Origin of the sequence: Microbacterium schleiferi (assembly GCF_015565955.1) — a bacterium.
In the GTDB taxonomy this organism is placed as follows: domain Bacteria; phylum Actinomycetota; class Actinomycetes; order Actinomycetales; family Microbacteriaceae; genus Microbacterium; species Microbacterium schleiferi_A.
This window is the reverse complement of the sequence record NZ_CP064760.1, coordinates 1,870,958-1,891,619: the sequence shown is the minus strand read 5'-3', so window position 1 is coordinate 1,891,619 and position 20,662 is coordinate 1,870,958. Positions and strand designations below refer to the sequence as shown.

The following is a 20,662-nucleotide window of genomic DNA, read 5'->3' as shown; positions in this document are numbered from 1 at the left end:
TAGGTTGTAGGCGACAAGAGGAGACGTACGTGGCGGATGAATCGACGGGGCGCCGACGCGTCCTGCTTAAGCTCTCGGGGGAAGCGTTCGGCGGAGGTCAGCTCGGGGTGAACCCGGATGTCGTGAGCCAGATGGCGCGCGAGATCGCCGCAGCGGTCGATCAGGTCGAAATCGCCGTCGTGGTCGGCGGCGGCAACTTCTTCCGCGGCGCGGAACTCAGTCAGCGAGGGATGGATCGCGGCCGTGCCGACTACATGGGCATGCTCGGTACCGTCATGAACGCTCTAGCGCTGCAAGACTTTCTCGAGCAGGCGGGGGCGGCCACCCGCGTGCAATCGGCGATCTCGATGACCCAGGTCGCCGAGCCCTACATCCCGCGGCGCGCCGAGCGTCACATGGAGAAGGGTCGGGTTGTGATCTTCGGGGCCGGCGCCGGTCTTCCCTACTTCTCGACCGATACGGTTGCCGCCCAGCGCGCGCTCGAGATCGGGGCCACCGAAGTGCTGGTCGCGAAGAACGGCGTCGACGGTGTCTACACGGCGGATCCGCGGAAGGATCCCACCGCTACCCGCATCGACCGGATCACCTACCTGGATGCCTTGCAGCGGGGTCTGAAGGTAGTCGACTCGACAGCCTTCAGCCTGTGCATGGACAACGGTATGGACATGCGGGTGTTCGGGATGGAGCCCGAGGGGAACGTCACCCGCGCGCTTCTCGGCGAGTCGATCGGCACGGTCGTCACGGTCGGCTGACGACCTGCCGACTAGACTGTGCAGGTCACACGCAGTAAGGAGTCGCCGTGATCGCGGATGTCTTGACCGATGCCGGAAGCCGCATGGATCGTGCTGTGGAGGCCGCGAAGGATGATTTCGCGACCGTCCGCACGGGACGCGCCAACCCGCAGCTGTTCCAGCGGATCATGGTCGACTACTACGGCTCTCCGACGCCACTGGCTCAGCTTGCCTCGCTGAACAATCCTGAGGCGCGCACGCTGGTGATCAATCCCTATGACAAGTCAGCGCTCAAGGCGATTGAGCAGGCTATTCGGGATGCCCCGAATCTCGGTGCGAACCCGACCAACGACGGCACGATCGTGCGCGTCACGATGCCCGAGCTCACCGAGGAACGGCGTAAGGAGTTCGTGAAGCTCGTTCGCACGAAGGGCGAGGACGCGAAGGTGCACGTGCGCGGCATCCGTCGTAAGGCGAAGGACGACCTCGACGCGCTCAAGAGCGACACCGGCGAAGACGAGCTGGCTCGCGCGGAGAAAGAGCTCGATGCGCTCACGCGCGCCCACGTCGACCAGATCGACGAGGCGCTCAAGCGCAAAGAAGCCGAGCTTCTCGAGGTGTAGCGGTCGCCATGACCGATGATCGTTCCGATGCGCGCGTCCCTCGCGATCCCGCCGGGGATCCGACGGACGATGCCGATGCTGGCTTCCCCGCGCAGATGCGTACCGCCCGCACCGAGTTCGAACAGCATGTAGCGCACGCGCGGGCTGAGTTCGAAGAAGCCAATGAGCGCATCAAGAAGCGGACCGGCCGCGACCTGATTCTCGCGATCCTCATCGGCGTGGGTATCGGTGCGGTCGCGCTGGGCTCGCTGATCTTCATCAAGTGGGTCTTCATCCTCTTGGCGCTGGGTGTGGTTGTTCTCGGCGTGGTCGAGTTCTCGCGCGCCCTCCGTGGCTCTGATCGGCGCATCGATCTCGTGCCCCAGATCATCGCCGCGGTCGTGGTGCTCTTGTCGGGAGCGTTCCTCGAGCTCTGGCTGCACTGGGTAGCGCTGTTCGCGGGGCTGGCCGTCGTGGTTGTGTGGCGCCTGATCGCACAAATGGCCGCTGCCGATGGTCGCCGGTACAACGCCGTCACCAGTGATGTGCTCGCCGGAACGTTCGTGGTCTTCTACGTCCCCTTCCTGGCGAGCATGGCGATGGTGCTGCTGCGCCAGGATCGCGGCGAGTGGTGGATCCTCGCTTTCATCGCGGTCGCCGTCGTCGCAGACACCGCGGCTTACGCTGCGGGGCTCACGTTCGGGAAGCACCCCATGGCACCCCGAATCAGCCCGAACAAGACCTGGGAGGGCTTCGCAGGTGCCGTTGTCGGGGCTATCGCGGCGGGGGTGCTGCTCGGGATCTTCCTGCTCGGCGTGCCGTGGTGGGCTGGCGCCATCCTCGGTGCGGTGATCCTGGGGACAGCAACCACCGGCGACCTCGGCGAGTCGATGGTCAAGCGGGACCTCGGAATCAAAGACATGAGTTCATGGCTTCCCGGGCACGGCGGCGTGCTCGACCGGCTCGACTCAATCCTCCCGTCGGCGACGGCGGCTCTGGCGCTGTACTACCTGTTCGCGCCGATGGGAGCAGCATGATGTGGTGTGACAGCACGAGGCTGGTATCCGTATGACGATGACGACGTCCCCCGAATCGGCGCCCCCCGCCGTCCCCGAACCCGCCCGGGCCCTCTTCCCTGTCACCCGCGGTCGGGTGAAGGGCTATGAGCGTGCCGCTGTCGATAGTTTCCTCTCCCACGCTCGAGACGCTTTCGAATCTCCCGGCCATCCCTCGATGACGTCGAGTCAGATTCGTGCGGCTGCCTTCCCCCTGGCGCGTCGTGGGTACGAGATCACGAGCGTGGATGCCGCGCTCACCCGCATCGAGGACGCCTTTGCGCGGCGAGAACGCGATGCGGCGATCGCCCGGGTCGGGACCGATGTGTGGATCGCTCGCACGCGCCGCGACGCCCAGACGGTTCTCGACCGCCTACAACGACCGTCGCGCCGCCGCTTCCAGCGCACGGGGCCGTTGCGATACGGGTACCGGATCGACGAGGTCGATTTCGTCATGAACAAGCTTGCTCGCTATCTCGAAACCGGCACCGGGGCGACCATCGAGCAGGTTCGCGGCGTCGCATTTCGGATGCAGCGCGGCGGCTATCGCGAAGTCCAGGTGGATGCCGTCTTGGACGCCGTCGTCGAGATCATGCTCGCTGTGGAGTGAACCGCGCGTCGCTCGGGGCGCATCCGCAGCCGGGCCTCGATAGAATCGGGTCATTGTGACCGATGAGAGCCGTGGTGACCAGGTAACCGCACGCGCGAGCGCTGAGCTCGCCGCGCGGCGCGCTGGTGCGCCACGAGCTGCCGCTGCCCCGGTCGGGCACTGGTCGAAGCGCCGCGGTGTGCTCGCCGTGTTCGCCGCCTTCGCAGCGCTGGGATTCGTCGCCGCCAACGCCGGCCCGAGTGGCATGGCGTTCGCAACGGCCGAGGATGACACGCCCGAGCCGGTCTCGCTCTACGCGAGTTCGATCGTCGATGCGCAGTCGCTCGTTGTCGAGACGGATGCCGAGCCTGCGGCGTTCGACCCGGATCGCGGCGGCTACGAGGTCTACGTGAAGCCCAAGCCCCCTCCACCCCCTGTCGTAGCCTCCAGTGGTGGCGGCGGTGGTGCAGCACCGGCGCCGTTGTTCTACTCGGGCGGCGGATCGCCTGCCGAGTGGATGTCGGCGGCGGGAATCGCCGAGAGCGACTGGGGATACGTCGACTACGTCGTCTCGCGCGAGAGCGGCTGGAACCCGAACGCGACAAACCGTCGCTCGGGAGCCTGCGGCCTGGTTCAGGCGTTGCCGTGCAGCAAGGTCCCCGGTAGCGGCTACAACCCGGTCGACAACCTGCGGTGGGCCAATGGTTACGCCGTGGGGCGCTACGGCAGCTGGGCTGGCGCGTACAACTTCTGGGTCAACAACCACTGGTGGTGATCGGCGAGGATGCCACGATCTCATCGTCGCCGACCCGAGCCCGCCGGCGATGACGGACTCGATCGCCTGATCGCCGGGCGGAAGCGAACCGAACTGCGCCGCGGCGTGGAATGGACGGTGCAGCCGGTCTCGGCGGCACAAGCCACCAAGTCATACGCGTGCCCCGGATGTGTTCGTCCCATCGAGCCGGGCGTTGCGCACATCGTCGCGTGGCGGGCAGCCGGCGTCCTTGGTGACGCGGCAGATCTCGCGGCTCGGCGACATTGGCACACTCACTGCTGGAGGATCAGCTGACATGGAGATCCGCGGACCGATGCTCCTTCCCGCGCGCCGGGAAGAGATCGAGCTTCACACGCAGGACGGACTGCGCCTGGTCGGGGAGCTCGCGCTGCCCGAGGAGCGGGCGCCGCAGGCGACGCTGGTCACCCTGCATCCGCTCCCGACAGCGGGCGGCTTCATGGACTCGCACATCTTCCGCAAGGCGGCGGCGCGGCTTCCCGCGCTTGCCGATCTCGCTGTGCTCCGTTTCAACACCCGAGGGACGACGTCGCCTCGGGGGACCAGTGAGGGGTCCTTCGACGGAGGCGATTCCGAGCGCTGGGATGTCGCAGCGGCAATGTCGTTTGTGGCCGAGCGGGGCCTGCCCCGTCCGTGGATCGTCGGCTGGTCTTTCGGGACGGAGCTGGCGCTGAAGTATGCGGCAGACTACGACGTCGAGGGGATCGTGTTGCTCTCTCCGCCTCTCCACCGAACGACGGAGGAGGAGCTTGCAGGCTGGGCTGAGGACCCCCGACCGATCATTGTGCTCGTCCCCGAGTTCGATGACTTCTTGCGACCGGATGAGGCGTCGCACCGGTTCTCGGTCATCCCGCACGCGACGCTCATTCCCGTCGAGGGCGGTCGTCATCTGTGGGTGGGGGAGAACCAGACCCGCACGGTGCTGACCGAGATCGTCGCGGCGATCAATCCCGACGCGCTGCCGCTGGCAACCGAGTGGGACGGTGAGCTCGGGAATCCTGCCTGAGGTCAGCGCTCGTTCTGTCGCGGGATCACGACCTGCCGGTAGATGATGAGCACGCTCGCGGCCGCCGGGATCGCGATCAGGGCGCCGAGGAGTCCGAGAAGTGATCCACCGGCGAGGGCGGCGACCACGACGACCGCCCCGGGGATGGCGACGGCGCGACTCATGATGCGGGGCGAGATGACATACGCCTCGAGCTGCATGTAGATGAGGTAGTAGATCGCGGCGATCAGCGCGATCGTCGGTGATCCGAGGCCCGGGATGAGGCACGTCAGGACGATGATCGTCGACCCCGTGAGCGTCCCGACGAGGGGGATGAGCGAGAACAACAGCGCCACAACGGCGAGCACGGCGGGGAAGGGCGCGTCGATGATGCTGAGGAAGATCGAGCTCAGAATGCCGTTGATGACACCGAGACTGACCTGTCCGATGACGTAGTAGCCCACGGAGTTGGTGATCTGTTCGGCGAGATCGACGAACCGCTGACGCTTGGATGCCGCAACGAGTTGATACACGGCCTTCTTGAGCGAGGGGATCGAGGCCGTGAAGTAGATCGTCAGGATCAGCACGATGAAGGCGCCGAAAAGCCCGCTCGCGATCGTGGCACCGATGGCGAGGATGTTGCCACCGATCGATCCACCGATCGACGCGAAGTCCAGTCCCTGGAGCCACTGCAGGATGTAGGCGAAGATGTCATCCCATCTCAGCATCGGGAAGACCGTCTCGAGCCAGGTCTGCAACTCATCTGGCCACGACGGGTTCTGCAGGATGCGGGTGACCTCGACAACGAGCTGTGTGATCTGCTCGACGATGATCGGCAGCACCATGAGGATGACGCCCGCGAAGACTCCGAGGACGACGACGATCGTGACGAGGACGGCCGCCCACCGCGGCACGCGGCGGCGGATGAGCCACGACACCATGGGCTCGAGGCCGAGTGCGAGGAAGAGCGCCGTACCGACGTAGAGCAGGATCGTCGACAGAGTCTGCACGCTAGCGATGAGCAGGAGACCCAGACCCACGCCGAGGGTCGCGACGAATGCGACGCGGAAGGGGTTCTGCAGCTTCACGGCACCTCGTTCTCTCAGGCTCGACCCGCCTGGCGATCAGAATACGCATAGCCGGGCCTCAGAGGGTGACGCATCGCCTCTCTGGGGACTTTCAGGACATGTTCGCTAGTCTGAAATGTCAAGTTTCCGGCGCGCGTGGACGTCCGTGCGCCGAGGAAGGTTTTACGTGCGTTTCGTATGGGCTGTGGTCGCGCTGGTTCTGGCGACCGTGATGATCGGGGCAGGAATCGCCCAGCGGACGATCTTCCAGGGCCCGCGGTCGACAACAGCCGAAGTCTCGATCAGCGAGTCTGCGCCCTATCTGGTCATCGACGGCGCCGTTCTCACCGCGAATCCTGGCTCCCAGACCCTGCGGGTCCTGGGCGACGGGCCTGTTTTCGCTGCGTACGGTCGCACCGCGGACGTGCAGGCCTGGCTTGCCGACGCGACGTACAACGAGGTGGTGCGCACCGAAGATGGCGCGCTCGTCACCGAGGGCGTTGAGCCCGAGCCCACCGTCGACCCCTCGGCAGCTCCCGCAACGGATGCGCCGGCCGACGACGGGGCCACGACCGAGGACACTGCGACCGATCAGGGAGCCGAAGAAGAGGCGATCCCGGGACGCAACCCGGTCGGGTCCGATCTCTGGCTTGACGAGTACCAGCAGGAGGATCTTGTGATCGCCCCCCTGCAACTTCCCGCTGACATGAGCGTCATCATCGCCTCCGATGGGACAGAACCTGCTCCGACGACGGTGAGTGTCACCTGGCCCATCGCGAACTCCACCCCTGGGCCGGACCCCTCATCGTCGGTGGCGGCATTCTGATGGCCGTCGGTGTTGTGCTGTACGTCCTCGGCATCCGTCACGTACGCCGCTCGCGGGGGCCGCGACGCAAGGGACTACCGGTTCCGGTGACCGAGCCGATCGATCTGTCCGTGGCCGAATCCGACAAGGGCGTCATCAGCGCGGGAAAGCCGCGCCGATCGCTGGGCCGCGGACGCACGTCGTTCATCGCTGTCCCCGTCGTCGCCCTGACGGCCGGGCTGCTCTCCGGCTGCACCTCTGACGCGTGGCCGCAGCTGGCGCCGACCGAGACGCCGAGCCCGACCGCATCGGTCATCGTCCCCGAGGGCCAGCAGGCTCCCGCCGTGACCAAGCAGCAGGCAGAACGGATCGTCGGAGAGGTAGCCGAGACCGTCGCTCAGGCAGATGAGGCCAAGGACGCCGATCTCGCAGCTACCCGGCTCGATGGTGCACTCCTTGCCGAACGCAAGACGAACTACACGCTGCGCGAGGCGATCGCCGATTACACCATGCCGACAGCCGTGCCCGGCAAGCCTGTCGAGGTCGTGCTGCCGCAGGCCTACGACGATTGGCCGCGTTCGTTCCTGGCGGTCGTCACGGATGATGAGGCCAACACCTCGAGCATCATGGTGCTGACGCAGGCAGACCCGTGGACGCCCTACAAGCTGAGCTATCTCGGCAATCTCGGGGGCAACACGCTGATGCCCGAGCTTGCTCCCTCCTACATCGGTGCCAGCCAGCTGGCTCCCGACTCCCCGTTCCTGCTTCTGCCTCCTGACGAGCTTGCCTCCGCCTACGCTGACGTGCTCGACAAGGGCGACGAGTCCGAGTTCGCGGGCATGTTCGACGAAGAGAGCGACCTGTTCCGGGCGGGAGTCGTCGCCGATCGGCAAGAGCGCCTCGACGAGTTCAACCAGACGGCCAAGGAGACCGGCAGCCTGACGTTCAGCGCGGCCGCTGGTGAGTTCGCGCCGTTTGCCATCGCCACCCTCGAAAGCGGAGCGATCGTCGCTGTCAGCATCGCCGAGACCGACACCGTCAAGCCCACGAACGAGGATGCCGTCATCAAGGTGGGCGACAACCAGACGGTGAAGACGCTCGCGGGTGCCGACCAGTCGGCATCCGGTTTCTCGACGACCTTCAGCGACCAGCTGTTCTTCTACGTTCCAGAAAAGGGATCGAGCGAACCGATCCGTCTTCTGGGGTACTCGAGTTCGATTCTGAAAGGCTCTGTGCTGTGACACTTCCCGGCTCCAACGTTCCTCTTCGGGGCGCCGTCGACCTGTCCGCCCTCCGTAACCGTCCCGCGGCGCCGGCCCCCGGCGAGCCGACTTCGGGTGCCCCCGAGGGAGCGGGCGCTGCACGGCTGGTGATCGATGTCACCGACGCGATGTTCCCCGAGGTTCTCGAGCTGTCGAAGACGGTTCCGGTCGTGGTGGACCTGTGGGCAGAGTGGTGCGGGCCGTGCAAGCAGCTGAGCCCGGTCCTCGAGCGCGTCGTCACGGAGCACGCGGGACGCCTCGTGCTCGCGAAGGTCGATGTCGACGCGAACCCGCAGTTGGCTCAGGCTTTCCGCGCGCAGTCGATTCCGATGGTTGTGGCTCTCGTGGGTGGCCAGGCGGTGCCGCTGTTCACCGGGGCTGTCCCGAGCAGCAGGTGCGTGAGGTCTTCGCTCAGCTGCTTCAGCTCGCGGCTCAAAACGGTGTCACCGGATCCGTCGGTGCGGGCGAGCCAGACGACGCAGACGGTGAGGAGGCAGCAGCCGAACCGGCGCTGCCGCCGCTTCACGCCGAGGCGTTCGCCGCAATCGAATCCGGCGACTACGTCGCGGCCATTTCGGCGTACGAGCGTGCGCTTGCCGAGAACCCGCGGGATGCCGATGCTCGCGCAGGTCTCGCTCAGGTGCGCCTGCTCTCGCGCATCCAGGATGCCGACCTCCAGGCAGCACGCGCGGCTGCGGCAGCAGCGCCCACCGACGTCGACGCCCAACTGCTGGTTGCCGACCTCGATGTGGCCGGGGGGCACGTCGAGGATGCCTTCGATCGGCTCCTGGAGCTCTTCGCTGCGCTTCCGGCCGACGAGCGGATGCCGGTGCGGGAGCGCCTGCTTGAGCTGTTCGGCATCGTCGGCGACGAGGATGCGCGCGTCATCCGTTCCCGCAGCCGACTGGCGTCGCTGCTCTTCTAGTCTCGGACCGCGGCGGCGGGCGCCGGGTCAGTCGCGAATCGTGGACGGGACCCGTGCCTGCGGGTCGTAGCGCAGCCAGATGACGCTGGTCGCGGGCAGCACCATCGATGCTCGGCCGCCCTCACCGGCGACGACCATCCCGAGGTTGCCGGCGCCGGCACCGCCATACTCGTGGGCATCGGTGTTGAGGATCTCACGCCAAACGCCGCTGTGGGGCAGATCGAGCGCGTAGCTCGAGAGCGTTGACCCCGAGAAGTTGCACACCGCAGCGACGATGTTGCCATCCCAATCGCGGCGCGTGAAGGCGAGCACACTCGGGTTCCAGGACGGAGCACCGATGCGCGAGAAGGCCGACCCGTCGTTGTCGCGGCTCCACAGGGCCGGATTCGCGCGGTAGACCCCGTTGACGGCGCCGACGAAGTCCTGCAGCTGGCGATGGGTCGGCTGGTCGAGGGTCCACCAGTCCAGTCCGCGCGACTCCGACCACTCCGCCATCTGTCCGAACTCCTGCCCCATGAACAGCAGCTGCTTGCCGGGATGGGACCACATGTAGGCGAGGTAGGCGCGCATGTTCGCGAGCTTGCCGGCGTGATCGCCGGGCATGCGGGAGAACAGGCTCCCCTTGCCGTGGACGACCTCGTCGTGGCTGATCGGGAGCACGTAGTTCTCGCTGAACGCATACACGAACGAGAAGCTCAGCTCACCCTGGTGGTAGGAGCGGTAGAGCGGGTCTCGCTTGATGTACTCGAGGCTGTCGTTCATCCACCCCATGTTCCACTTGAAGCCGAACCCGAGTCCGGCGTGGTCGGTGGGGGCTGTCACGCCGGGGAAGCTCGTTGACTCCTCGGCCATCATGCTGATGCCCGGAAAGGTCTTGTAGCAGGTGGCGTTGACCTCCTGGAGGAAGCGGATGGCCTCCAGATTCTCGCGTCCGCCGTGGATGTTCGGCTCCCACTCACCCGCGTTGCGGGAGTAGTCGAGGTAGAGCATCGACGCGACGGCATCCACCCGCAGCCCGTCGACGTGGAACTCGTCGTACCAGTACAGCGCGTTGGCGACCAGGAAGTTGCGGACCTCGTTGCGCCCGTAGTCGAAGATGAGCGTTCCCCAGTCCTTGTGCTCACCGCGACGCGGATCAGGATGCTCATAGAGGGCTCGGCCATCGAACTTCGCAAGCGCGAACTCGTCTTTGGGGAAGTGCCCCGGTACCCAGTCCATGATGACGCCGATGCCGGCCTGGTGCAGGCGGTCGATGAGGTACTTGAGGTCGTCGGGACTTCCGAACCTGCTTGTGGGAGCGAAGTACCCCGTCACCTGGTAGCCCCAAGAACCGCCGAACGGGTGCTCGGAGAGAGGCAGGAACTCGACATGGGTGAAGCCGAGCGCTGTGACGTGCTCGATGAGGGGATCGGCCGCATCCCGGTACGACAGGCCGGGCCGCCACGAACCGAGATGTACCTCGTAGATCGACATGGGTTCGGTAACCGGGCGGCTCTTCGACCGCCGCGCGATCCAGGCCGAATCGTCCCAGCGGTACGAGGATGCCGTGACCACCGATCCGGTGGCGGGAGGAACCTCGGCCAGGCGGGCAAGGGGGTCGGCCTTCAGCCGCCACTGTCCGTCCGGACCCTGGATCTCGTACTTGTAGACGGCTCCTTCGCCCACGGCGGGGATGAACAGCTCCCAGACGCCCGAGCCGCCCATCGACCTCATCGCGTGGGCAGCGCCGTCCCAGCCGTTGAACTCGCCGACGACCCGCACGGCACGGGCGTTGGGGGCCCACACCGCGAACGAGGTCCCGTGGCTTTCTTCGTGCGTACGGACGTGAGAGCCCAGGACGTCCCACAGTCGTTCGTGGCGTCCCTCCCGAATCAGGTGCAGATCGAGCTCGCCGATCGTCGGGGAGTGTCGGTACGGGTCATCGGCGCGGTAGTCGGGTCCGTCGTCGTAGGACGTGTCGATCCGGTACGGACCGATCGGTCCCGTGACGGCGCCTTCCCAGATCCCGGCGGCGACGTGTTCGAGTCGCGCGCGCTTTCCCCGTCGAAGACGGCAGTCACCGTTGCCGCGAGCGGTCGGCGGGTGCGAACCACCCAGGTGTTCTTCCCCGTGGGATGGATGCCGAGAACGCTGTGCGGGTCGTGATAGCTGCCGTGCGCGACGGCGTCGAGTGTCGTGGAGTCGATCGTGGTCATCGCTGTCCCTCAATCCGCAGAATGTGCATGGGCTCGCGGAATGCGTCGAGCCGCACGTAGTTGTGGTCGGTCCAGGTCCATTGCGCGCCCGTGATGAGGTCGGTGACGCCGAACGGTTCACCGGGTTCGACACCCCAGACGCGCGTGTCGAGGTGGACGGTCGTCTCCCGCACCGAGTGGGGATCGACGTTCACCACGACGAGGATGGTGTCGGCTTGTCCGGTCGGCGAGAGTGAGGCATCCAGGTGCTTCGAATAGACGAGGATCGCGTCGTCATCGCTCCAGTGGATCGTCAGGTTTCGCAGTTGGCCGAGAGCCGGATGCTCGCTCCGGATCTCGTTGAGCCGCGTCAGCAACGGTGCGAGTGACGAGCCTGCCGCGTCGATCGCTTCCCAATCCCGGAACTTGTACTCGTACTTCTCGTTGTCGATGTTCTCTTCGGATCCGGGCCGCGCGACGTTCTCGAACAGCTCGAAGCCGGCGTACACGCCATAGACGGGTGCGGCGGTGGCAGCGATCACGGCCCGGATGACGTAGGCAGCGTGGCCGCCGTACTGGAGGTACTCGGTGAGGATGTCGGGGGTGTTGACGAACAGGTTCGGCCGCAGGAAGTCGGCCGTCTCGTGGGCCAACGACGAGAGGAACTCTTCGAGCTCCTCCTTCGTGTTGCGCCACGTGAAGTAGGTGTAGCTCTGCTGGAACCCCGCCATCGCGAGGCCCTGGAGCGGAGCGGGGCGGGTGAAGGCCTCGGCCAAGAAGACGACATCGGGATGCTCCGCGTTCACCTCGCGGATCAGCCACTCCCAGAACTGCAGCGGCTTGGTGTGCGGGTTGTCCACGCGGAAGATACGGATGCCCTGGGCGATCCAGTGGCGGACGATCCGCAGGACCTCTGCGCGGATGCCGTCGGGGTCGTTGTCGAAGTTGATCGGATAGATGTCCTGATACTTCTTGGGCGGGTTCTCGGCGTAGGCGATCGACCCGTCGGGGAGCGTCGTGAACCACTCCGGGTGGGCCGTCACCCAGGGATGATCGGGGGATGCCTGCAGCGCGAGGTCGAGCGCGACCTCGAGACCTTCTGCGGAGGCTGCCCGCACGAACGCCCGGAAGTCGGCGAGAGTGCCCAGGTCAGGGTGGACGGCGTCATGCCCGCCCTCGGCGGCGCCGATCGCCCACGGCGAGCCGGGGTCACCCGGGCCTGGGGTGAGCGAGTTGTTGGGGCCCTTGCGATTGGTGTGCCCGATGGGATGAATGGGGGGAGGTACACAACGTCGAAGCCCATTCGCGCGACGGCGGGAAGACGCTTGCTCGCCGTTCGGAAAGTGCCGCTCTTGACGGTGCCATCCTTGCGGAGCTTGGCCCCCTCGGACCGCGGGAAGAATTCGTACCACGCGCCGACCCCCGCGCGCTCGCGCTCGACGAGCAGCTCACGGTCGCCGCCGACGGTCACCAGTGACTGCAGCGGGCGCGTGGTGAAGGCGGCTTCCAGGCCGGGGTCGTCGATGAGGGCGATGGGGTCGCTGACGGCATCCGACCGGAACTGTTCGGCCATGTCGGCGAGCATCCGGCGCTCGGCGGCAGGCCGATTGCGTTCTGCTGCGCCGCGCTCGCACAGGAGCGCCCCCATCTCGAGCATGAGCGGCACATCAACGCCGGCGAGCACCTTGACGTGAGCGGCGTGATGCCACGTTGCGAAGTCGTCGGCGAAGGCTTCGAAACGGAACGTCCAGGTGCCCTCCTCAAGGAGAGCAACGTTCGTCCACCAGCGATCGAACCCGTCGCCGGCGGGTTCCAGGCGGTGCAGCGACTCGTCGCCGGACGGCGAGGTCAGGCGAACGTGAACACCGATGCGGTCATGCCCCTCCCGGAATGCGGTCACGCCGAACGCGACGACCTCGCCGTGGAAGGCGCTCGGCCTGTAACGCTTGTCAGGGGTGTCGGGGCGCGGTCGCACCATTGGAATGCGTCCCATCGCGGCGTCCGCGGCTGGCGCGAGGGACGAGACGTCACGCACCGGGATGTCGGTGGCGCTTCGCCAGGGGCGAGGAGCTGGGGAGCGTCTGCTGGTAGCCACGGTTCGAACCTACCCCGACCACTGCCACGGGGCACAGGTGTGGACAGGCGCCGCGCTGTCGGCAACAATGCGCCCCGGGAAGCCCGCTCAGGCTGGGTCGGCGACGAACAGGCGCATTGAGGTCGGTCCGAGTTCGACGCTCGACCCGGGCTCGTGAGTGGTGACCTCCGGTGACGGATGCTCGTCCTCGCTCGACCAAACCGATCGGTAGCGTGCGACGCCGTCCACGGCGGGCAGGTGCACGGTGACGCCTCGTTCGTTTCCGTGAACGACCAGCAGCGTGCGGTTGGGCGCCTCCAGCTCCGGGGTCGACGTCGCGAGGTACTGCAGAGTCCGGTGCGTGGGGTCGGCCCAGCGCGCGCCCGACATCATCTCGCCGCGCTCGTCGTACCAGTCCATGACGGACGCGGAAGGCGTCTCCTGGTCATCGCGCGCGAATCGGCTCGGACGCAGGGCAGGGTTCTCAGCGCGCAGGCTCAGCAGACGCTGCACGTGCGCGAACAGGTCTTCCTGCCAGGGGGCGTGTTCCCAGGGCAACCACGTCAGCGCACTGTCATGGCAGTAGGCGTTGTTGTTGCCGTGCTGGGTCCGACCGAACTCGTCGCCGGCCGTGATCATGGGGACGCCAGCCGAGAGCAGGAGAGTGCCCAGGAGATTGCGCATCGCGCGGCGGCGCGTCGCGAGGATGAGCGGATCATCCGTCTCGCCCTCAGCGCCGTGGTTGAAGGACCGGTTCGTGTCGGCGCCGTCACGATTGTGCTCGCCGTTTGCCGCGTTGTGCTTGACGTCGTACGACACCAGGTCGTGGAGGGTGAACCCGTCGTGTGCCGTGACGAAGTTCACGCTGGCAAGCGGACCCCGCTCAGCGCTGAACGTGTTCGAGGATCCCGCGAGGCGTGTCGCGAACCCGCCGACTCCCACGGGCGCGGTCGCGGCGCGGCGTCCGTAGTCGACGTCGCTCAGCCAGAAGTTGCGCACACGGTCCCGATACCGATCGTTCCACTCCATCCAGCCCGGGCCGAAACTGCCGGTTTGCCAGCCTCCCATCCCGACATCCCAGGGCTCGGCGATCTTCTTGACCTGCGACAGGGCAGGGTCGTCGATGATCGCTCGGAGCAGCGGATGCTCGGGCGTGAAGACGTGATCGCCGTCACGGCCGAGCGTCGTGGCCAGGTCGAAGCGGAATCCGTCCACCTGCACATCGTTCGCCCAGTAGCGCAGCGAATCCAGCACGAGGCGGGACGCGGCATCCGTGGCGGTATCGACGCTGTTGCCGCACCCGGTGACGTCGATGTAGGCGCCGTTGGCATGCTGGCGGTAGTAGCTGCGGTTGTCGATCCCGCGGAAGCTCGAGCGCGGTCCGCCGAGTTCGGCCTCGGACGTGTGGTTGTAGACGACGTCGAGGATGACCTCCAGGCCGGCCTCGTGCAGGAGCTTGACCATGCCCTTGAACTCCCGGAGCACCGCTTCAGGACCCTGTCGGCGACTCGCCTCCGTCGCCCAAGCCGCGTGGGGGGCGAAGAACCCCACCGTGTTGTAGCCCCAGTAGTTCGTGAGCCCCAGCTCGAGCAGCCGCGGCTCCGTCGCGAACTGGTGAACCGGCAGCAGCTCGATGCTCGTGATCCCGAGCGCGGTGAAGTGCTCGATCATCGCGGGGTGTGCGAGTCCCGCATACGTGCCGTGCAGGGCCGGCGGGATCTCGGGATGGCGCTTGGTCATCCCCTTGACGTGCCCCTCGTAGAGGACCGTCCGATCGAGGGGGATGAGGGGCTTGGAAACCCCGCCCCAGTCGAAATCGCCGGCCACGACCACCGATCGCCATCCTCGGAAGCCGTTGGATGCCAGACCACGCGTGTAGGGGTCGATCAGCAGCGTCGACGGATTGAACGTGTTCCCGGGCCCCTGCGGTCCATCGACCTGGATCGCGTAGTGCGTTCCCGGGCGCAGCTCCGCTGAAAACGCTGACCAGATATCCCCGTCGGCGCGCGAGAGCGCAACGGTCTCGACGACCCAATCCAGATCGTCGCGATCGAAGATCACGAGATCGATGGAGGATGCGTGCGCCGACCAGACCCGCAGTGTGCCGCCACCATCGTGAAGCCGCACGCCGAGGTCATCGAACCGCGGCGACAGGAGGCCGGCGGGTGCTGTCTCGGCGCGCGAAAGCACCGCTGACTCGGGGATCGGCATGCGTAGAGCATAACGACGGCGCAGGGGCAGTAGACGCGCCCTCGGCCGCTCTCGGCGCCCCGGACGCGCGGGTCAGTGGCACAGTGGAGTCCGTGAGCATCTACCTCGACCACGCGGCGTCGACACCGCTGCGTCCCGAGGCGCGCGAGGCGTGGCTGGACGCGGCCTCGGTGGTCGGCAATGCGTCGTCGATACACGCCGACGGGCAGAGCGCGCGACGCGTGTTGGAGGATGCGCGAGAGCGGCTCGCGGCAGCGTTGCAGTGCGACCCGATCGAGATCGTGATCACCTCCGGCGGGACCGAGTCGGTCAACCTCGCCCTGAAGGGACTGTGGCGGACCCGCCGTGCGGGGACCTCTGAGATCGTGCTGCCAGAGGGCGAGCACCACGCATCGATCGATCCGATCGAGTGGCTTGCCACGCGCGACGGCGCTGTCATCCGAAGCGTGCCGCTGTCCCCAACGGGCGGCATCCGGGAGGCTGACTTCTCGGCGGCCCTTCCGGGGGCCGCTCTCGCGACGGCGCTGATCGCGAATAACGAGGTGGGCACGATCAATCCCGTCGCAGATCTCGCGCTCGCCGCGGCCTCGGCTGGCGTGCCGCTGCACCTGGACGCCATCTCCGCGTTCGGCCATGTGCCCGTGTCTTTTTCCGCTCTGCGGGGCGCTGCTCGACCGGGGACCGGACTGCTGGCAGTGAGTGTTTCTGCGCACAAGCTCGGTGGTCCGATCGGCGTCGGAGCGCTCGTGGTCGCGCGGTCGGCTCGATTGGATCCGCTGCTGCACGGCGGCGGGCAACAGCGGGGGCTGCGCTCGGGGACCCAGGACATCGCCGGAGCGGCGGCGTTCGCGGTTGCCGCGGAGCTGGCCGTCGCTGAACTCGCCGCGGAGTCGGTGCGTGTGTCGGCGCTGCGCGACCGACTGATCGCGGGGATTGTCGCCACGGTTCCGAACGCGGAGCTGCTGGGCGACCCCGTCGATCGACTCCCCGGCAACGCTCATGTGCTGTTTCCCGGCGCGTCGGGGGAGTCGTTGCTGTTCCTGCTCGATATGGCGGGAGTGTCGGTCTCGACGGGCTCCGCGTGTCAGGCCGGTATTCCGGAGCCGTCCCACGTCGTGACGGCCATGGGGCGAAGCGACCGCGAGGCGCGAGAGGTGCTCCGCTTCACGCTGGGCACGTCGACGACGGATGCCGACATCGACGCGGTGCTGCGGGTGCTGCCGGATGCCGTGGCCCGCGCGCGGGCGGCATCCGGGTCCCGTTCAGATGCCCGCTCGTAGACTGGAAGCATGCGTGTTCTGGCGGCGATGAGTGGCGGAGTCGACTCCGCGGTGGCCGCTGCGCGCGCCGTGGATGCCGGCCACGACGTTGTCGGGGTGCACCTCGCGCTCTCGCGTGCCGGGGGGACGCTGCGGACCGGCAGCCGCGGCTGCTGCACGATCGAGGACGCGATGGATGCTCGCCGCGCCGCCGATCGCCTCGGCATCCCGTTCTACGTGTGGGACTTCTCGGAGCGGTTCCGTGACGAGGTCATCGACGACTTCGTCGCCGAGTATCGTGCGGGACGCACACCCAATCCGTGCATGCGGTGCAACGAGAAGATCAAGTTCGCGGCTCTCCTGGAGCGGGCGATCGAACTCGGCTTCGATGCCGTGTGCACCGGACACTACGCGACGCTCGTCGACACACCGCACGGGCGTGAGCTGCACCGGGCGTCGGATGCCGCGAAAGACCAGTCGTACGTGCTGGGCGTGCTCAACGCCGAGCAGCTCGCGCATTGCCTCTTTCCCTTGGGCTCGACGCCGTCGAAGGCTGTCGTGCGAGCCGAGGCGGAGGAGCGTGGACTGACGGTGGCGCACAAGCCCGACAGCCACGACATCTGCTTCATCCCGGACGGTGACACGAAGGGCTGGCTCGCGGAGCGCGTCGGCGTCGCTGAGGGGCCCATCATCGATCGCTCCGGCGCCCAGGTGGGAACCCACGACGGAGCTCACGCCTACACCGTGGGTCAGCGCCGCGGGCTCGCGCTCGGCACCCCGGCACCCGACGGAAAGCCGCGGTTCGTCCTGGAGATCCGGCCCGTGACTAACACGGTCGTCGTGGGCCCCAAGGAGGCGCTGGCAACCGCAGAAATCGCCGGGTCGCGGGTGAGCTGGGCGGGCCGGGCGCCGGATGCGGCATCCTTTGCGTGCGATGTGCAGATCCGCGCCCACGCCGATCCCGTGCCCGCGGGGGCGGAGATCGTGGACGGCGAGGTCGTGGTGACTCCCGCGGAGCCGTTGGACGGCGTGGCCACCGGACAGACCGCCGTGCTCTACGACGGCACGCGGGTGATCGGTCAGTTCACGATCGATCGGACGCGATCGGCCGTTCCCGTCGAGGCGTGAGCTGCGGCCGGCATGTCGGGGCTGCTGCCTAGACTTCACTCGTGGCCACGAACGACGCTTCCTCTGCATCCGTGACGAGCGACGACGCGGAGCTGGCGCGGCTCGGCCTGGATGATGCCCGTGCTGAGGCTTCCCGCCTGACCGACCTCATCGTGGATGCCCGAGACGCGTACTACGGGCGCGATGAGGTCATCGTCGACGATGCCACCTACGACGGCTGGATGCACCGGCTCGAGGTGCTCGAGCGGCTGCACCCCGAGGTTCAGGGCCAGGATTCACCGACCCTGTCCGTCGGTGCGGCATCCGGCACCCTGTTCGCGCCCGTCGAGCACGCCGAACGGATGCTGAGCCTCGACAACGTCTTCAGCGAAGAGGAGTTCCGCGCCTGGGCGGCGCGCGTGCAGCGCGATGTCGGCGCACCCGTGCACTACTTGTGCGAGCTGAAGATCGACGGGCTGGCGCTTTCGTTGCGCTACGAGCGCGGGAGACTCGTGTCGGCAGCCACGCGCGGCGACGGCCGTGTCGGCGAGGATGTCACCGAGAATGTTCGCGATGTCGCCGGAATCCCGGTGGCGCTTGGCGGGGCGGGGCATCCGGAGCTCGTCGAGGTGCGCGGCGAGGTGTTCTTCACTGTCGCTGACTTCGAGTCTCTGAACGCGTATCAGGAGTCGGTGGGCGACCGGCTGTTCGCGAATCCACGGAATGCGGCATCCGGGTCGCTCCGGCAAAAGCGTGAGGGCAAGAACGAGCGACAGCTCGCTGCGATGCATGAGCGGCTCTCGCGCCTGCGCCTGACGGTGCACGGTATCGGTGCGTGGCCCAACCCGCCGGTGGCGGCGCAGAGCGCGGTGTATGACCTGCTCGCGTCCTGGGGGCTGCCGGTGAGCCGGTACTTCACGGTCGCTGAGTCTGTGGACGGCGCCGCCGACTACATCCGTCACTACGGCGAGCACCGCCATGACGTCGAGCACGAGATCGATGGCGTCGTCGTGAAGGTCGACGAGCTGGCACTTCACGATGAGCTGGGGGCCACGAGTCGCGCGCCACGGTGGGCGATCGCCTATAAGTACCCGCCCGAGCAGGTCAACACGAAGCTCCTTGACATCGTCGTATCGGTCGGGCGCACCGGTCGCGCGACGCCATTCGCGGTCATGGAACCAGCGCGCGTCGCCGGCAGCGTCGTGCGGCAGGCGACTCTGCACAATCAGGACGTCGTGAAAGCCAAGGGTGTCCTGATCGGTGACACGATCGTCATTCGCAAGGCCGGGGACGTGATTCCCGAGGTTCTCGGGCCCGTGGTCGAGCTGCGTGACGGAAGCGAGCGTGCTTTTGTCATGCCGACGCACTGCCCCGAGTGCGGGTCGCCGCTTGCCCCTGCGAAGGAAGGCGATATCGATCTTCGGTGCCCGAACACACGCTCCTGTCCGGCGCAGGTGCGGGGCCGTGTCGAGCACATCGGTTCGCGCGGCGCTCTCGATATCGAGGGGCTCGGGGAGGTGTCGGCCGCTGCGCTCACGCATCCGCTGCGGCCTGAGGTGCCGCCACTTGTCACCGAAGCGGGATTGTTCGATCTGCGCGCCGAAGACCTCTTTCCGATCGATGTCGAGGTGCGGGATGCCGAGACGGGGCTCGTTCGGCTAGACGCCAACGGAGCGCCGGATGCGCGCAGTCCGTTCCGGCGTCAGCGCAAGGCTCCGCTCGACGGTCGCGCACCGACCGCGTCGCGTCCGGATCCCGCCTTCGATCCCGACGGACCTTTCGATGGGGATGCTGATTTCATCCTTTCGGCAGCAGCCTACGAGCTGCTCGAGAACGTTGAGCGCGCGAAGACAAAGGAACTGTGGCGGTTCCTCGTCGCGCTCAGCATCCGTCACGTCGGACCGGTCGCCGCGCGGGCTCTGGCGCAGTGGTTCGGATCGATCGACGCCATCCGCTCGGCCTCCCGCGAGGAACTCGCCGCCGTCGAGGGCGTCGGCCCGATCATCGCGGATGCGATCATCGACTGGTTCGAGGTTGATTGGCACGTCGAGATCGTCGAGCGCTGGGTTGCGGCCGGCGCGCAGCTGGCGACTCCCGGTCATCCGGGACCTGGTGCTGCGGTCGTCGACGGCGGCGTGCTCGAGGGTGTGACTGTCGTGGCGACGGGAACCCTCGAGGGGTACACGCGCGAGGGTGCGCAGGAGGCGATCATCGCGGCCGGCGGCAAGGCGGCGTCAAGCGTGTCGAAGAAGACGGATTTTGTGGCGGCGGGACCGGGCGCCGGCTCGAAGCTCGCGAAGGCCGAGGAGCTTGGTGTCCGGGTCATCGATGCGGCCCAGTTCCGCATCCTCGTCGAGCAAGGCCCCGAGGCGTTGGGCGAGTAGTTCGCTCCCGGGCTAGAGGGCTAGAGGGCTAGAGGGCTAGAGGGCCAGAGGTAGCGGCCGCGCGGGAGAGCGCGGGGTGGGATCGCTCGCAAGTCGCGCATGCGTCTCGACGTCGTACCGGGTGTCGCCGTACCTGAGCTTCTCGCGCTCGATCCCTTCGCGCTGGTACCCGGCGGCGGTGGCGACCCGGCATGAGGCAGGGTTGTTGACACGGTGTCCGAGCTCGAGTCGATACAGACCGCTGTAGAAAGCCCAGTCGGAGACGGCGAGGAGGCCGCCCGTGGCGTATCTATCCCTTTCCGCGCGCCGCAGCGGCGAGCCAGTAGTACACCCAGGCGCTGTCGTGCCGAAACTCGATTGCGGATGCTCCGATATTCCCCACCGCGACACCATCGTCGACGACTGCCCAGTTCTTCACCGTCGCGTCGAATCGCAGTGACTCGTCGACGAAGGTTCTTGCCGCCTCGAGACCGTCCAACGCCACGCCGCCGAACTGGGCGGCGAGATCCGGCGTGCTGGTCGCAGCCGCAACGAGCGCGGGAGCATCCTCGCGGGTCCAGGGACGGAGAACGACGGTCATCGCTACCATCCTTGCCTAGCAAGACCCGTGAGGTCAGGGGCTCTCGTCACAGCGCGCCT

General features: G+C 67.2%; 15 protein-coding genes and 3 pseudogenes. 13 read left to right on the top strand and 5 right to left on the bottom strand.

Going from position 1 to position 20,662, the window contains the following annotated elements; translation table 11 throughout:
• The first annotated feature begins 29 nt into the window (after positions 1 to 29).
• The 7 genes from pyrH to IT882_RS09015 are packed head-to-tail and all read left to right on the top strand — an operon-like array spanning position 30 to position 4,776.
• Entirely contained in the window at positions 30 to 752 is a 723-nt protein-coding gene (pyrH, locus tag IT882_RS09040; RefSeq protein WP_195691607.1) for a UMP kinase, read from the top strand.
• 47 nt (positions 753 to 799) lie between these two features.
• Positions 800 to 1,354, top strand: coding sequence for a ribosome recycling factor (gene frr, locus IT882_RS09035; RefSeq protein ID WP_195691606.1), 555 nt, complete (start codon positions 800 to 802; stop codon positions 1,352 to 1,354).
• Positions 1,355 to 1,362: 8 nt separating this feature from the next.
• Positions 1,363 to 2,370, top strand: a complete 1,008-nt coding sequence (locus IT882_RS09030) for a phosphatidate cytidylyltransferase (RefSeq protein WP_229382023.1) — start codon at positions 1,363 to 1,365, stop codon at positions 2,368 to 2,370.
• 31 nt (positions 2,371 to 2,401) lie between these two features.
• Positions 2,402 to 2,998: a DivIVA domain-containing protein gene (locus IT882_RS09025; RefSeq protein WP_418887743.1), complete on the top strand. Its 597-nt coding sequence runs from the start codon at positions 2,402 to 2,404 to the stop codon at positions 2,996 to 2,998.
• A 55-nt stretch (positions 2,999 to 3,053) separates the two neighbouring features.
• On the top strand, positions 3,054 to 3,752 hold the full coding sequence (locus IT882_RS09020; protein ID WP_229382022.1) for a transglycosylase SLT domain-containing protein: 699 nt from the start codon (positions 3,054 to 3,056) through the stop codon (positions 3,750 to 3,752).
• A 9-nt stretch (positions 3,753 to 3,761) separates the two neighbouring features.
• On the top strand, positions 3,762 to 4,046 hold the full coding sequence (locus IT882_RS16455; RefSeq protein WP_229382021.1) for a hypothetical protein: 285 nt from the start codon (positions 3,762 to 3,764) through the stop codon (positions 4,044 to 4,046).
• Between the two features lies 1 nt (position 4,047).
• Positions 4,048 to 4,776: an alpha/beta hydrolase gene (locus IT882_RS09015; RefSeq protein WP_195691605.1), complete on the top strand. Its 729-nt coding sequence runs from the start codon at positions 4,048 to 4,050 to the stop codon at positions 4,774 to 4,776.
• Between the two features lie 2 nt (positions 4,777 to 4,778).
• Here the strand turns inward: IT882_RS09015 and IT882_RS09010 are convergent, their stop codons facing one another.
• Complete coding sequence (locus tag IT882_RS09010) at positions 4,779 to 5,843, bottom strand: AI-2E family transporter (protein ID WP_195691604.1); 1,065 nt, start codon at positions 5,841 to 5,843, stop codon at positions 4,779 to 4,781.
• 166 nt (positions 5,844 to 6,009) lie between these two features.
• On the opposite strand from IT882_RS09010, the gene IT882_RS16450 reads away from it, so the two are divergent.
• The 3 genes and pseudogenes from IT882_RS16450 (at position 6,010) to IT882_RS09000 (ending at position 8,814) form a co-directional block, all read left to right on the top strand.
• Entirely contained in the window at positions 6,010 to 6,648 is a 639-nt protein-coding gene (locus tag IT882_RS16450) for a hypothetical protein (protein WP_229382020.1), read from the top strand.
• The gene (locus IT882_RS09005) at positions 6,648 to 7,868 is read left to right on the top strand and encodes a hypothetical protein (RefSeq protein ID WP_229382019.1); all 1,221 of its coding nucleotides are present in this window, start codon (positions 6,648 to 6,650) and stop codon (positions 7,866 to 7,868) included. The genes IT882_RS16450 and IT882_RS09005 overlap by 1 nt, the downstream gene beginning before the upstream one ends.
• A pseudogene (locus IT882_RS09000) lies at positions 7,865 to 8,814 on the top strand (tetratricopeptide repeat protein). The gene IT882_RS09005 and the pseudogene IT882_RS09000 overlap by 4 nt, the downstream one beginning before the upstream one ends.
• Before the next feature lie 27 nt (positions 8,815 to 8,841).
• Here IT882_RS09000 and glgB read toward each other — a convergent pair.
• The 3 genes and pseudogenes from glgB to glgX form a co-directional block, all read right to left on the bottom strand.
• Positions 8,842 to 11,009: pseudogene (glgB, locus tag IT882_RS08995) on the bottom strand (1,4-alpha-glucan branching protein GlgB).
• A pseudogene (locus IT882_RS08990) lies at positions 11,006 to 12,966 on the bottom strand (maltotransferase domain-containing protein). The pseudogenes glgB and IT882_RS08990 overlap by 4 nt, the downstream one beginning before the upstream one ends.
• A gap of 204 nt (positions 12,967 to 13,170) precedes the next feature.
• Positions 13,171 to 15,273, bottom strand: coding sequence for a glycogen debranching protein GlgX (glgX, locus tag IT882_RS08985; protein ID WP_195691603.1), 2,103 nt, complete (start codon positions 15,271 to 15,273; stop codon positions 13,171 to 13,173).
• Between the two features lie 92 nt (positions 15,274 to 15,365).
• Between glgX and IT882_RS08980 the strand changes: the two genes are divergently transcribed.
• The 3 genes from IT882_RS08980 to ligA all read left to right on the top strand — a co-directional run bounded on the left by IT882_RS08980 (position 15,366) and on the right by ligA (position 20,023).
• Positions 15,366 to 16,553 carry a cysteine desulfurase family protein gene (locus IT882_RS08980; RefSeq protein WP_195691602.1) on the top strand — a complete coding sequence of 396 codons (1,188 nt, stop codon included), beginning with the start codon at positions 15,366 to 15,368 and terminating at the stop codon, positions 16,551 to 16,553.
• A gap of 9 nt (positions 16,554 to 16,562) precedes the next feature.
• Positions 16,563 to 17,660 carry a tRNA 2-thiouridine(34) synthase MnmA gene (gene mnmA / locus IT882_RS08975; RefSeq protein ID WP_195691601.1) on the top strand — a complete coding sequence of 366 codons (1,098 nt, stop codon included), beginning with the start codon at positions 16,563 to 16,565 and terminating at the stop codon, positions 17,658 to 17,660.
• Between the two features lie 71 nt (positions 17,661 to 17,731).
• A complete protein-coding gene (gene ligA / locus IT882_RS08970; RefSeq protein WP_195694235.1) occupies positions 17,732 to 20,023 on the top strand; it encodes an NAD-dependent DNA ligase LigA in 2,292 nt (763 codons plus the stop codon).
• A 289-nt stretch (positions 20,024 to 20,312) separates the two neighbouring features.
• Here ligA and IT882_RS16445 read toward each other — a convergent pair whose 3' ends face one another.
• Positions 20,313 to 20,603, bottom strand: a complete 291-nt coding sequence (locus IT882_RS16445) for a GNAT family N-acetyltransferase (protein ID WP_229382018.1) — start codon at positions 20,601 to 20,603, stop codon at positions 20,313 to 20,315.
• Positions 20,604 to 20,662 lie beyond the last annotated feature (59 nt).